14 protein-coding genes are annotated in these 13,459 nt (G+C 39.5%); 11 read left to right on the top strand and 3 right to left on the bottom strand.

Annotated features, from left to right (window positions below; genetic code table 11):
- Positions 1–44 precede the first annotated feature (44 nt).
- The 3 genes from AN392_RS11860 (at position 45) to AN392_RS11850 (ending at position 2,168) form a co-directional block, all read left to right on the top strand.
- Complete coding sequence (locus AN392_RS11860; protein ID WP_055012843.1) at positions 45–428, top strand: hypothetical protein; 384 nt, start codon at positions 45–47, stop codon at positions 426–428.
- 9 nt (positions 429–437) lie between these two features.
- Entirely contained in the window at positions 438–1,517 is a 1,080-nt protein-coding gene (locus tag AN392_RS11855; RefSeq protein WP_055012842.1) for an endonuclease/exonuclease/phosphatase family protein, read from the top strand.
- A 162-nt stretch (positions 1,518–1,679) separates the two neighbouring features.
- A complete protein-coding gene (locus AN392_RS11850) occupies positions 1,680–2,168 on the top strand; it encodes a hypothetical protein (protein WP_152965257.1) in 489 nt (162 codons plus the stop codon).
- Between the two features lie 204 nt (positions 2,169–2,372).
- On the opposite strand, the gene AN392_RS11845 is transcribed toward AN392_RS11850, so the two are convergent.
- Complete coding sequence (locus AN392_RS11845) at positions 2,373–3,749, bottom strand: NAD-dependent succinate-semialdehyde dehydrogenase (protein WP_055012840.1); 1,377 nt, start codon at positions 3,747–3,749, stop codon at positions 2,373–2,375.
- Between the two features lie 200 nt (positions 3,750–3,949).
- Between AN392_RS11845 and AN392_RS11840 the strand changes: the two genes are divergently transcribed.
- Genes AN392_RS11840 through AN392_RS11830 form a run of 3 tightly spaced genes read left to right on the top strand, consistent with a single transcriptional unit; the run spans position 3,950 to position 6,133 of the window.
- Positions 3,950–4,984: a nitronate monooxygenase family protein gene (locus AN392_RS11840; RefSeq protein ID WP_055012839.1), complete on the top strand. Its 1,035-nt coding sequence runs from the start codon at positions 3,950–3,952 to the stop codon at positions 4,982–4,984.
- 6 nt (positions 4,985–4,990) lie between these two features.
- On the top strand, positions 4,991–5,557 hold the full coding sequence (locus tag AN392_RS11835; RefSeq protein WP_010390887.1) for a Crp/Fnr family transcriptional regulator: 567 nt from the start codon (positions 4,991–4,993) through the stop codon (positions 5,555–5,557).
- Positions 5,558–5,617: 60 nt separating this feature from the next.
- Positions 5,618–6,133 (top strand): YgjV family protein, encoded by a 516-nt coding sequence (locus tag AN392_RS11830; RefSeq protein WP_055012838.1) that lies wholly within the window; start codon positions 5,618–5,620, stop codon positions 6,131–6,133.
- Between the two features lie 4 nt (positions 6,134–6,137).
- Here the strand turns inward: AN392_RS11830 and AN392_RS11825 are convergent, their stop codons facing one another.
- A complete protein-coding gene (locus AN392_RS11825; RefSeq protein WP_055012837.1) occupies positions 6,138–6,656 on the bottom strand; it encodes an NUDIX hydrolase in 519 nt (172 codons plus the stop codon).
- Positions 6,657–6,881: 225 nt separating this feature from the next.
- On the opposite strand from AN392_RS11825, the gene AN392_RS11820 reads away from it, so the two are divergent.
- Genes AN392_RS11820 through AN392_RS11800 form a run of 5 tightly spaced genes read left to right on the top strand, consistent with a single transcriptional unit; the run spans position 6,882 to position 12,429 of the window.
- The gene (locus AN392_RS11820) at positions 6,882–8,222 is read left to right on the top strand and encodes a sigma-54 dependent transcriptional regulator (RefSeq protein ID WP_055012836.1); all 1,341 of its coding nucleotides are present in this window, start codon (positions 6,882–6,884) and stop codon (positions 8,220–8,222) included.
- A gap of 39 nt (positions 8,223–8,261) precedes the next feature.
- Entirely contained in the window at positions 8,262–8,471 is a 210-nt protein-coding gene (locus AN392_RS11815; RefSeq protein WP_008111968.1) for a hypothetical protein, read from the top strand.
- A gap of 23 nt (positions 8,472–8,494) precedes the next feature.
- On the top strand, positions 8,495–9,979 hold the full coding sequence (locus AN392_RS11810; RefSeq protein WP_055012835.1) for an ATP-binding protein: 1,485 nt from the start codon (positions 8,495–8,497) through the stop codon (positions 9,977–9,979).
- Position 9,980: 1 nt separating this feature from the next.
- Positions 9,981–10,442, top strand: a complete 462-nt coding sequence (locus tag AN392_RS11805) for a response regulator (protein WP_010390893.1) — start codon at positions 9,981–9,983, stop codon at positions 10,440–10,442.
- Between the two features lie 25 nt (positions 10,443–10,467).
- Complete coding sequence (locus AN392_RS11800; protein WP_055012834.1) at positions 10,468–12,429, top strand: response regulator; 1,962 nt, start codon at positions 10,468–10,470, stop codon at positions 12,427–12,429.
- A 12-nt stretch (positions 12,430–12,441) separates the two neighbouring features.
- On the opposite strand, the gene AN392_RS11795 is transcribed toward AN392_RS11800, so the two are convergent.
- Entirely contained in the window at positions 12,442–13,452 is a 1,011-nt protein-coding gene (locus AN392_RS11795) for a LacI family DNA-binding transcriptional regulator (RefSeq protein ID WP_055012833.1), read from the bottom strand.
- Between the last annotated feature and the right edge of the window lie 7 nt (positions 13,453–13,459).

Raw genomic sequence — 13,459 nt, 5'->3', positions numbered from 1 at the left:
TAGCCGTTAATACTCTTCAGTAATGATCACACTGGAGAATCGCCATGAAATCACTAATCAGTATTTTAGTAATGGTTTTTGCGCTAACGGCAACAAACGCATTTGCTGTACCACACAAAGACAAACATGCAGGCAAGCATGCGAATAAACACGCAAAAAAGCATCACTGGAAAAAGCAAAAATATAACCAATACAATAATAAAAAATGGCTTTCTAAGAAACAAGCCAAGCAGTTAATTCGTCAAGGGTGGACTCCACCAGGGTGGCACAGATCTTATCATCAAGGTGATATCCTTGGGCATGACATTTATAAGCGTGCTAGAGTAATAGACCGAGAAAGAGACACAGTGCGAGTTGAAGTTGATCGCACTATTATTCACTTAGTGCACGACACTCGTGAAATACTCTCTATTTTACAGCGCTATTAGGATTTATAAATGCTCACTGTATTGGTCATAGTTACTGGCTTTTTGTTATTAATAACGTTATTACCCCTGTCATACAGTCAGCATTACTTGATACGTAGTTGCGACTTTGTGCGCTTGCAGGTGTGCTACCTAGCAAGCGCTGTAATTATCGTGGCAGTAATAGGTATGTGGCAAATCGACTTTATTGCATACTCATTAATAGCGGCTGTTGCTTTAATTATTTGTGCGCTTCAAGCTAAGTGGATTTATCCCTACACTTGGTTTGCTAAAAAAGAAGTATTAACAGCGCCAAAAAGTAGTGATCATAGCATCAGAATCTTATCCGCTAATGTACTGATGTCGAATCGACATAGTGAGCAGTTAATTAACTTAGTCGATAAATATCAGCCCGATTTACTTATCACCTTAGAAAGCGATAGTTGGTGGCAAGATAAATTGTCCGTGCTTAAAAAAAACTACCCTTATCAAGTACAGTGCCCAAAAGATAACCGCTACGGCATGCATGTATTTAGTAAATTTAACATACTCGATGCACAAATTTGTGCACTTATAGAAGATGACATTCCTTCTATTCATATTTTATTTGAAAACCACCAAGGGTTAAAAATGCAGGGGCATTTTATTCATCCCGCGCCACCAAGCCCAACCGAAGAAGATTCATCACGCCCGCGCGATAGCGAATTAATAATGGTGGCTAAAGCTCTTAAAGATTCAACTCGGCCTACGATAGTCGCTGGCGATTTAAATGATGTTGCTTGGTCACGCAGTACTCGTTTATTTATGCAAATTAGTGGCTTTTTAGACCCTCGTAAAGGCCGTGGTTTTTTTAATACTTTTCACGCTAATTACTTTTTTATGCGTTGGCCGCTTGATCATTTGTTTCATTCAAAAGGCTTTAGTGTAAAAAGGATAAAGCGCCTTGCTAAATATGGCTCCGATCATTTTGCCTTACTAACTGAACTGGTATTTGAAGATGCTAATCAGCAATCCCTAGAAACAAAACCAAGTGAGCAAAAGCAGCAAGATATACAAGAGCTGGCAATGAGCAAAGCAGATAAACGCAAAGTACCTATGTTTGAAAAGGGCTAGGTATAGTACAGATATTAGGTTAAAGGTTTTAGGCGAAAGAAAGTAAAATATGAGTTGTTGCTTAGGTTTTTTATCTTATTTATATTAAGAAAAATATGTTAAATAATTTATTATTTTATTCGTTTAAATTTCTAATAATCTAAATTAAACACCTGAGTAGTTATGAATAATATTTTTTCGACAAATACCCCTAATAGAGAAATTATGGGTAAGGCAATAGAGTTTAATGATGCTGCTCATGCTTTATATGTTAGAAAGCATCCAGGCTCTCCATTTATTACATGCGCATCTTTTTCTGTAGAGTTGTATATTAAAAGTCTAAGTGCAAAAACTTATTATGATGGTAGAGATAGTTTTGGTAATTACAAAGATCTTTATTCAAAATCTGATATTAATGGCCATAGGCTAACAAAACTCTTTGAGAAAGTTCCAGAAAATTTACAAAATGGTTTACGACTTTGTTATTTGGACTCTGACTATCCTAGTGATTTTAAGTCACTAGATTTAGTTTTAGAGCATATTGATTCAAGTTTTGTTGACTTTAGGTACTCTTTTGAAAAGAAAAAATATTCATTGAACATGACAGCATTATTAAAAGTATCGGATATTTTTCATAGGTATATATATCAGCTATATGAAAAATTAGATTAATACTCTCTTAAATAAACTCATTTAATACATTTTGGTAGTGCTTTTAAGTTTGCGGCATTTTCTACAGCGAGCCATTCAGTTGAGTGTTAAAAATTCATCAGACAAAAAACACCGCGCTTGCTACAAGCGCGGTGTTTAATTTTACTAACCTGATACCTGATACCTGATACCTGATACCTGATACCTGATACCTGATACCTGATACTAGCTATGGATCATGATGCTTTTAACATTCACAAATTCGCGAATCCCAAAGCCACCATGCTCTCGGCCATAACCACTGTCTTTAACACCGCCAAATGGTAGGTTTGGTTGTGCCAAACCATAGCCATTAATATTAATCATGCCGGTATCAAAATACTTTTTGGCCAGTTCAATGGCTTTCTTCTCATCTTTTGAAAATATACCACCGCCTAGTCCATAGCGTGAATCATTAGCGATACGCATAGCGTCGTCGTTATCTTTGGCTTTAATTAAAGATGCGACAGGGCCAAAAAGCTCATCGTCATAAGCAGGCATGCCCGGTGTAAGGTTTTCCAGCACAGTTGGTGGATAGTAATAACCTGTTTGTTGCGGTATTTCGCCGCCTACAATTACTTTTGCACCCGCATTGACAGAGTCTTGTACTTGCTGATGAATTTTGTCGCGTAAATCTTCGCGTGCCATAGGACCCAGTTCAGTATCTTCATCCATTGGGTCGCCCATTTTTATCGCCTTAAACTGCTGGCTTAGTGCTTCTTTAAAGTCATTGTAGAGTGAATCAACCACCACAAAGCGCTTGGCTGCAACACAGGTTTGGCCGTTGTTGATAATGCGTCCTTGTAAACATGCTTTAACTGCAAGGGCTAAATCAGCGTCGTCAAGTACAACAAAAGCATCGTTACTACCCAGTTCTAGCACGGTTTTTTTAACATGCTTAGCAGCTTGCTCTGCCACTTTTTTACCTGTGCCATCACTTCCAGTAAAGGTTACGCCACTAATCGCTGAGTGTGAAATAAGGGCGCTGGCAGTTTTACCATCAACCAGTAAGTTGCTAAAGCAGTGTTCAGGAAAGCCTGCTTGTAGAAATAATGTTTCAATTTTTTCAGCCATACCAAATACATTACCGGCGTGTTTTAATACCGTGGTATTACCCGCCATAATGTTTGCGGCACTGTATCTAATAACTTGATAAAGTGGGAAGTTCCATGGCTGAATACCCAGCAGCACACCGGTAGGGCGATAGCTTATGATTGCACGACCTCCTTGCATGTCGCGCTCCTCGTCGCTAAGCATATCGGCGCCATGCTCAGCGGTATAACGACAAATGTCAGCACAAAGCTGAACTTCTTGGAAGCCTTGCTCATAGACTTTACCCATTTCTTCGGTCATTAGTTTTGCTAAGGCTTCTTTTTGGCTTTCAAATAAAGAGGCTAATTTATTTAAATATTTTGCGCGCTCGGTAAACGAGGTTAATCGCCATGTTAAGTATGTTTCATGAGATTTTTCGATCACTTGTTCTGCTTGAGCTTGAGAAAGCAGCGTGTAGCTATTAATGACTTGCTCGGTTGCGGGATTGATCGTATCAACTGTGTTACTCATTTTACCTCCTAACAAATTATGTAATAGGATAGGTGCAAAACCAAAGCCAGTTAGTTTCTAGATATTAAAAAGTCATAACTATCTGTTAGTAATGGTTTTTATATTGCTTATGACTAAAATCTAGATGTTGTTTGCTTGTTGTTTTTGCTATGGTTCTGTAAATAGTGCAAGTTGTTGAAAAAGTTACAGGGAGAGTTCAAATGAAGCCACCATTGTTTAATACCGCTTTACCGATAATTCAGGCACCTATGGCAGGTGTTCAAAACGAGCAGCTTGCTCTTGCTGTAAGTGAGGCTGGAGGCTTGGGCTCTTTGCCTTGCGCCATGTTATCACCAGCACAATTAATTGAGCAGCTAGAAGTACTTAGCCAAAAAACAACGAAGCCGTTTAATCTTAACTTTTTTTGTCATAGGGTTGCTGATTACACGAACGAACAAAAGCAGCTATGGCATAATATGCTGGCACCTTATTTTGCAGAGTATGAAATTGACCCGCAAAGTTTAACTGCAGGGGCTTCCCGTCAACCTATAAATCAATCGGTTGTTGATATTATTGCCCCCTATAGGCCAGCAGTAGTTAGTTTTCATTTTGGTTTACCTAAGCAAGCTATTGTGGCGCAAATAAAAAGCTGGGGCACTAAAATAATTTCAACGGCTACTACTTTAGATGAAGCTATTTGGCTTAGTGAAAATGGCGCTGATGGGATTATTGCTCAGGGTATAGAAGCTGGTGGCCATCGAGGGCACTTTTTATCAATGGATTTAAGCTTACAACAAACTACTGAGCAGTTAATTAAACGTTGTGTTGAGCATATATCACTGCCTATTATTGCTGCTGGTGGCATTGCTTCAGCCGATGATGTACAGCGGTTTAAAGCGTTAGGAGCGAGTGCTGTACAAGTAGGGAGCGCTTATTTACTATGTAAGGAGGCAACAACATCAGCTTTGCATCAACAGGCTATTTTAGATCAACAACAAGACGAGACTACACTGACTACATTGTTTTCTGGTAGAGCTGCTCGGGGTATTAAAAATCGAGTAATGCAAGAGCTAGGTGCTATACCAAAGGGCGTTCCTGCGTTTCCACATGCCAGCAGTGCAATAACAGCCTTAAGAACTCTAGCTGAAAAAAGTGCTAAAAGTGATTTTTCACCTTTATGGTGTGGCCAAAAATATATTCCTAGGGTGGGTGTATCAGCGGCTGATATTACACATGCTTTAATGAAAAAATGGTAATTTTTAATGTCTGATAATCCACTTTTATCGCTTGGCGACAGTTATGAAGCACTAGTAAACAAGTTTAAAGTGCAATTGGCTGGTAAGTATCCTCAGCAACTAATAGCGCCCAATACCGTATTAGTGCAACAAGGCGATCTGCAAAGTTATGGGTATTTAGTTGTGGACGGGGTTCTAGGCGCTATTCATGACGACATTGACGGCGTGCAAAAGTGTAAAGAGTTCTATTTTAAAAATGAATTTGCTTTGCTGTTTGCCAATTGGATGACCTCAACTCCTGCGTTTTATCAATTAAAAGTGATTAACGAAGCCAATGTAATTAAAGTACCACTAACACTATTTGAGCAAGCACAGTATCAACTGATTAAGCAGCAGCTTATTGCACAGCAACTTATTTTTAAAGAAGCCAAAGAAGCATTTTTATTACTCAATAGTCCCGAGCAGCGTTACTGCTATTTACTCAAACATAAACCTCACTGGTTGGCGCAGCTAAGTTTAAGCCAAGTGGCAATGTATATAGGTATTTCGGCTATTTCGTTATCACGAATTCGTAAGCGACTTAACTTAAGTTAAGTGCTGTTTTCATAAAGCACTATACACTCCCCATTTTAAGCCTTAATACCTTGGAGTGTTATGTTTTTAATTGCCCAATCGTTAGTAGCAGTCGCTACTTTACTCGACTTAGCTTCATTTCAGTTTAAGTCCCGACGAATTATTTTAAGCTGTTTATTTACCTCAGTATTATTAACCTCTGCTCACTTTTTTATATTGGGCTATAACAGTGCCGGCTGCTTAATGTTTATTGCCGCGGTACGTTATTTTTACTGTATTTATTATAAGCATACTTGGGCTATGTTTGGGTTTATGGCTGTAAGCTGCTTGGCAGTTTATTTTACTTGGCAAGATTGGTTTAGTGTTTTTGCATTGGTGGCGACATTAATACAAACTATCGCTTCATTTCAAAATCGAGATTTGCACTTAAGGTTATGTATGGTGGTGGGAACCTCTTTTTGGATAACACATAATATTTTCGCCAGCTCGCCAGTGGCAATACTCATGGAAAGCCTATTTTTAAGTAGTAACTTACTGGGACTATATCGCTTTTATGTGGGTAAAAAATCGCTGAGCGAACCGCAAACGCAACCCTAAATACTTAGGTAAAAAACTGTGCAGCAATGGCTTTTAGCAGATAGGTTTCGCGAATAATCGATAGCCCTTGCTTGTCACTGTTTGCAAGTGTACGTTCGTTATGGGCTATCGCTTGGAAAATATCAACCCATTTAGCCTGCATGCCATTTTGTTTTTCGTAGTGTTCAAGCTGTGCTTGGCCTAGTTGCTCATCAATTTGGCAGAGGTAGCAGTATGATTCTATATGAATAATATCAAAGTCATCTTTGTACCAAGGGCGGTACTCTTCGTAAAGCCCAAACTCGCTACATACTTTTATATTTTGTGCGCCAGTTTCTTCACTTAGTTCTCTGACCAACCCCTGCTCTATGCTTTCATGTGAGTCAATTCCACCGCCAGGTAAGCTAAAGTCGTCGTAGCGCTGAGTGTACATAAGTAAAATTTGTTGTTGCTTAAATGCAATAGCGCGAGCGGTTGGGCGAGAAAATTGACGACCTTGCTCAATATTGATTGAGGGATGAATGTAGGTTTTTAATAAGCGCATAACAACTCCTGTAATAAAAATAAATTATATCAGTTGGTTATATTAATTGCTTTAATAGAGATTTAATAAGCCTCATAAAATAGCGCTATTTCAGCGCCTATACAGCTACTTATGATTAAACTAGTGGATTAAAAATAAAACAGCTGCATTTTGTACCTTAATTATGTATATCTTTCATTTACATTAAAGGGTAAGTAGAATGGTGAAAAAGCACAGGGATTATTCATGTTAAATATACTTTTAGTCGATGACGACGTCGAATTCAGTGATGTTATTTGCCATATTGTTGAGTTTCTTGGCCACAACATTAATACAGCAACCAGTTTAAAAGAAGCGCATCAATGGTTTGAAAATAACACCTTTGATCATGTGCTGCTCGATTTTATGTTACCTGATGGCAGTGGTTTGCACTTGCTGGATCACTTAAAAATGATTGGTCAATCGCCTAAAGTCACCCTTATTTCAGGTCACCCTTCGGTTAAAGGTATTTTAGCTGAGATGTGTGAGCCTAATGTGTCGCATTTATTAAAGCCGCTGCAACGTGAAGATTTAGAACTGGTTTTAAATGGCCCTAAAAAAACGGTAAAAAAAGCGAAAAGCGCCGCTATTACTCATCATTTTGACACGCTTATTGGCGAGTCTGCGCCCATGCAACAGCTTTATACTATGATTGAGCGTGTAGCTAAAACCAATGCTAATGTTATGCTTATGGGTGAAAGTGGCTCAGGTAAAGAGGTGGTAGCCCAAGCCATTCATAATGCTAGTAAATGCGAAGGTCCACTGGTGGCGAGTAACTGTGGGGCACTCTCTAAAGAGCTTATTGGCAGTGAATTATTTGGCCACGAAAAAGGCGCATTTACCGGTGCCATTGCTCGAAAAGAGGGCGTGTTTGAACAAGCAGACGGCGGAACGTTATTTCTTGATGAAGTCACTGAAATGCCGATTGATATGCAGCCTAACTTACTGCGTGTACTTGAAACTAAAAAAGTAACACGAGTAGGCGGTAATCGTGAGTTACCAGTAAATTGCCGTGTTATTTCAGCGACTAACCGCTCTCTTACCGATTTAGCGCAGAATAATATTTTACGTGAAGATATTTACTTTAGACTGGCTGTTTTTCCAATTGATATACCGCCACTACGAGAGCGAAAAGAAGATATTCCATTACTCGCAAAAGCGTTTTTAGGTCAGTTGAACGATGAAAATGGTACAGCGTTTGCCTGGGCTAACGAACAGCTTAAAGAGCTACAAACATACGACTGGCCAGGTAACGTACGTGAACTTCGCCATGCTATTCATCGCGCTTTTATTATGAGCGACCCGCAAACTAGCACAATTACATTACCTGATAACTTAGAGTCGCCTTTTTCAAGGGTTAACACTCAATCTGAAGACAAACAGGTATCAGCAGGACAAACAATTGAAGAAGTTGAAAAAGAGCTTATTCATGCCACGCTCGATAAGGTACAAGGTAATAAAACATTAGCGGCACAAATGTTAGGTATTAGTACTAAAACCTTATACAACCGTTTAAATGCTTATGGTGGTATTGGCGAGTATAAATAACCAGCATGCAAATTTAATAACAACAAAACGAGGACTTTAATGGCATCACCACAACAGGCAAAACCTTTGAATGAGCTGGTACACGACGCACGTGCGCCGCTAAACCGTATTTCGATGAACGCTGAACTAATTAAGCTAGTACTTGAAAACGATATGCCAAAAGATAAAGCACTCGCCGCACTGGATAAAATAATTGCTAATTGCCAAGCGTGCAGTGACAGTTTGCAGCTTATTTCAGAGTCGAAGTAACCCTAATTAATTCAGGACGATAAATGATTAAACGCAAACAGCAAGGTAAGGCAAATGTAGTATGGGCGTTATTTATTTCTATAGTGCTGTGTATTATTGTTGGTAATGCTTTTTTAGCCATTAATACTATTCAAGGATTATCGCGTACTCAGCAAAGTTTAGATAACACTAATATGTTAAGCACGGCGATAGAGCAATTGCATCTTTCGGTAGTGCAAGCCGAGTCGGGACAGCGAGGGTATTTATTAACCCAAGCTGATGATTATTTAGTGCCTTATTACGATGCTGTTGCGCAAATAAAATCCCAAACCAGTCATGTGAATGCCTTGCATTCTGAAATTGATGGGCAGGCACAGCGTATTGCACAGCTGTTACTACTGGTTGAAGCTAAAATAGCTGAGCTGAAAAAAACGGTTGAATTAGCATTAAACGATAAAGAAAAGCGCGCACTTTTGAGGCTCAATACACATGAAGGGCGTGATCTTTACAGAGAGATTCGGGCGTTGGTTAATGATATTCAAGAGCGTGAATTGTTGTTTAAAGTTAGTCACTTTTCGAAATTAGAACAAATTAAGAAAGAAGCTAAAATCACTTTTGGTATTACTGCAGTTACCAGCGCATTATTGATTTTGGGTATGTTTTTATTGGCGAGGTTGAACTTGAAAAATGCGGCCGAGTATCGTGCCGAGCTTGAAATGCAAAATGAAACTTTAGCCAGTAAAGTGACTGAACGTACTCAAGAGCTTACCTTGTATTCTGATGAATTGAGTCGCAGTAACCGAGAGTTAGAAGAGTTTGCTTTTGTTGCTAGCCATGATTTGCAAGAGCCGTTAAGGAAAATTCAAGCATTTAGTGACCGGCTTGAAAGCATGTTTAAAGACGAATTAGGTGAAAAAGGCGCAGATTATATTGCCCGCATGAAAAATGCCGCACAAAGGATGTCTAATTTAATTAATGATTTATTAGAGTTCTCTCGAGTAACAACCCGAGGTAAAGATTTTACCGATACCGATTTAAACAGCATTCTGAATGATATAAAAGGTGATTTAGAAATAGCGATTAATGAGTGTAATGCACAGGTTGTTACGGTTGATATGCCCATTATTCAGGCAGATCCGAGTCAAATGCATCAGCTGTTTTTAAACTTAATTTCCAATGCAGTGAAGTTCAGAGCGCCTAACGTTGACCCGGTTGTTAATGTTGACTTTGAACGAGTATGTGAGTTTAGTGAAGATCATAACAGTGAAATATGTTGGCATGTCATTACCGTAAAAGATAATGGTATCGGCTTCTCTGATGAGTACGCGGATAAAATATTTGTACCATTTCAACGTTTACATGGCCGTTCAGAATATAAAGGAACGGGTATTGGTTTATCTGTATGTCGTCGAATTGTAGAACGACACGGCGGCTCTATTGCTGCGATAAGCACCCTAGGTGAGGGGGCAACTTTCATCATTAAATTACCTGTGGATGCAGAGTTATTCACATTACAAGGAGAGGCATAATATGCCATTAACAAACGTAAAACCGATTACCATTTTGATGGCAGACGATGATGAAGATGATCGTTTATTAACCCAAGATGCGCTTGCTGAAAGTCGCGTTTTAAATGAATTACATTTTGTTGAAGACGGTGTTGAACTTTTAGAGTACCTAGAGCGCAAAGGCAAGTTTGTAGATAAAAGCATCTCGCCAAGACCAGGCTTAATTTTACTTGATTTAAACATGCCGAGAATGGATGGTCGTGAAGCGCTTGAAGCTATTAAGGCAAATCCAAACCTAAAAGGCATTCCAGTGGTAATTTTAACCACATCTAAGCAAGAAGAAGACATGGTTAAAGGTTATAACCTAGGCGCTGCGTCTTACATAACTAAGCCGGTTACGTTTGACGGGTTAGTTGAGTTGATGAAAACGCTGGGTAAATACTGGGTTGAGTTTGTAGAGCTACCAAGCACGTTTAACGATTAAGCATATTATTAAAACAGGAGACGCTATGTTAGCAAAGGCAACGAAACTGCTATTGGTTGAAGACGATGAAGATGATTATATTTTAACTCGTGACTATTTAGAGCAGCTCAGTTCCCATGTGTTTGACATAGACTGGATAAGCTCTCCTGAGCAGGCGGTGGAAGTGTTGAGTAAAAATCAACATGATATTTGCTTGCTTGATTATCGCTTAGGGGCATCTGATGGCTTAAGTGTTTTAAAACAAGCGCTTAAAAATGGTTTTTGTGGGCCTATTATTATGCTTACAGGGCAGTCAAACGATGCCCTCGATTCAGCAGCGCTTGATGCCGGAGCTGTTGATTACTTAGTTAAAAACGAAATGAGTGGTAGCCGGTTTGCTCGCTCTATTCGCTACGCATTAGCGCGCCGTGATGTAGAAGATGAGCGAGTGGAACGCTTAAAAGCCGAGGCTGAAAACCGTTCAAAAGATCGCTTTTTAGCACATTTAAGCCACGAATTGCGAACACCGCTATCTTCTATTTTAGGTTATACCGAGTTGTTGATGCTCAGTGACTTTAACAAGCAGGCTGAAAACGAGCTCGGTGTGATTTATCGTAATGGTAAGCATTTATTAAGCTTACTAAATGATGTTTTAGATTTATCTAAAATTGCTGTCGATAAACTCGAACTGAGTTTAGGGGAGGTTAACCTTGATAGCTTAATGGCCGACGTATTTACATTAATGCGCGTATCGGCACTCGATAAAGGCTTATCACTAAAGTTTGAATCACTGGAGCCTTTACCACTAGTCATTCGTGTAGATGCCACTCGAGTTCGACAAATTCTTATTAACCTGATCAATAACGCGATTAAATTTACTGAGCAAGGCGAGATTGTGGTTAACGCGTGGACTGAAGTAGTCAATGAGCGTGAAATGCTATTTTTTAGTATTAAAGACTCAGGCTTAGGTATTGCTTCAGAAAAACAAGCTCTCATCTTTAAGCCTTTTGAGCAAATAGCTGATGTAGAGTCGCGTTCAGTAGGTGGTGCAGGCTTAGGTTTAGCTATTTGTTCTGAACTACTTAGTCGTATGCATGGGGATATTTCATTAGACTCTCACGTAGGTAAAGGCTCAACCTTTACCATTTCTTTATATCCTGGTGATATCAGGCAGGTAGAGCGCAATTTATTAAAACTTGATTTAACCCCCAATATGCAGCAAAAAGTAGCACCCTGCCAAGTGAGCGGTAAGGTGTTGGTGGTTGATGATTTACGCGATTTACGTGTGTTAGTTGGTCACTTAATTGGTTCAGCAGGCGCTGCGGTCGATTATGCTGATAATGGGAAGCAAGCGCTTGAAAAAGTAAAAAAACAGCTAGCAGACGGGCACGCAACCTACGATATTATATTTTTAGATATCCACATGCCAGTAATGGGCGGAAAAGAAGCTGCTATTGAGCTTAGAAAGCTAGGGTTTAAAGGTTCAATCATAGCCTTAACTGCTGCGACTATGAAAGGCATTCATAGCGAACTCAATGCGTTAGGGTTTGACGATATGATTGCCAAACCTGTCGATTCCAACTTGCTTTATCAATGCTTAGAGTTAAGGCTCGGGCAAAAAGAACAGCCTACTTCATCTATTCAGCCAATGCCTAAACCGAGTAGAGATAAGAAGTGCTTTTTATTAGTAGAAGATGATGCTGATGCCGCACAAATTACCCAGCTATTACTAGAAAGCTTGGATGTAGATACCGATATAGCAACAAGTGTTAAAGACTGTAAGGCAGTACTAGAGCATAATAGTAATTACGATAAAGTATTACTTGATATGCATTTGCCAGATGGAACCGGTTTAGAGCTGGCTGGGTTTATTAAACAGCATTACCCTAATATTAAGCGCGTTATTATTAGTGGTATGGAGCCCGATGCCGTGCATATCAGGCAACTAGAAATAGAGCAGGTATTGTTAAAACCAATAAATTTAGCATTACTCAATCAGCTTGTTTAACACCCTATTAGCTTACCTAGATGTTAAAGGTTTAACCACAGATTGGCGTATAACTAACTCGGGCTCAAATAACGTTTGAATAGGGTGTACGCTTTTTTGATAAACATGACTAAGTACCCACTGCGCTGCCACTTTACCCATCTCATCGATAGGATAGTTTATAGTGCTCAACGGAGGGTAAACGTGACGGGTAAAAAACACGTTATCGTAGCCAATAATTGAAAGCTGCGAAGGTAGTTGTATACCATGCTCTCTGGCACTCACCATGGCACCAGTGGCCATTTCGTCATTGGCACATACCAAGGCGGTAAAGGCGGGGTTGTTTTTATACAGTGTAGCGAAGCCTTCGTAGCCACTTTCTTCTACAAAGTCACCTTCAAATAAATTATTTTCATCAAATTTAATGGCGAATTCATCAAGCGCTTGTTTATGTCCATTTAAGCGTTCTTGGGCATCTTTTTTCCATAATGGGCCGCTAATATACGCAATGTCTTTATGGCCCGATTCAATAATGTATTTAGTGGCTAAATAGCCACCTTTAGTATTATCAAGAATAATACAGCGGTCGGCGAGCTCTTCAATATAGCGGTTTAGCAAAACAAACGGGGTTTTGCCTTTACTGAGTTTTATTAAGTATTCATCACTAATAGCTTCAACATGTAAAATAAGTGCGTCGCAGTTACGGCTAATTAAAAATTCGATGCCTTGTTGCTCTCGCTCTGCGTCACTGTGGCCTGCGGTAATAATAACGTGTTTACCTTGATTTCTTAGGGTGTTCTCTATACCGCTCATCATCGGTCCATAAAATGGCCCCTTAAGCTCTGAAACTAACAAGCCCGCACTATTCGAGCAATTAGAAGCCAGTGATTGCGCAATAGAGTTAGGGCGGTAGCCCAGCTCTTCCATGGCTAAGGTGACTTTTTTTCTGGTTGCATCACTTACGTTTGCATTGTTGTTCATTACTCTTGAAACAGTGGCAAGTGACACCCCTGCAAGCTTTGACACTTCATAAATGGTGGCCATACTATTC

The sequence above is a fragment of the Pseudoalteromonas sp. P1-16-1b genome (genome assembly GCF_001401785.1).
Classification (GTDB): domain Bacteria; phylum Pseudomonadota; class Gammaproteobacteria; order Enterobacterales; family Alteromonadaceae; genus Pseudoalteromonas; species Pseudoalteromonas undina.
The sequence above is the reverse complement of the archived record's forward strand: the minus strand, read 5'-3'. Positions and strand labels throughout refer to the sequence as shown.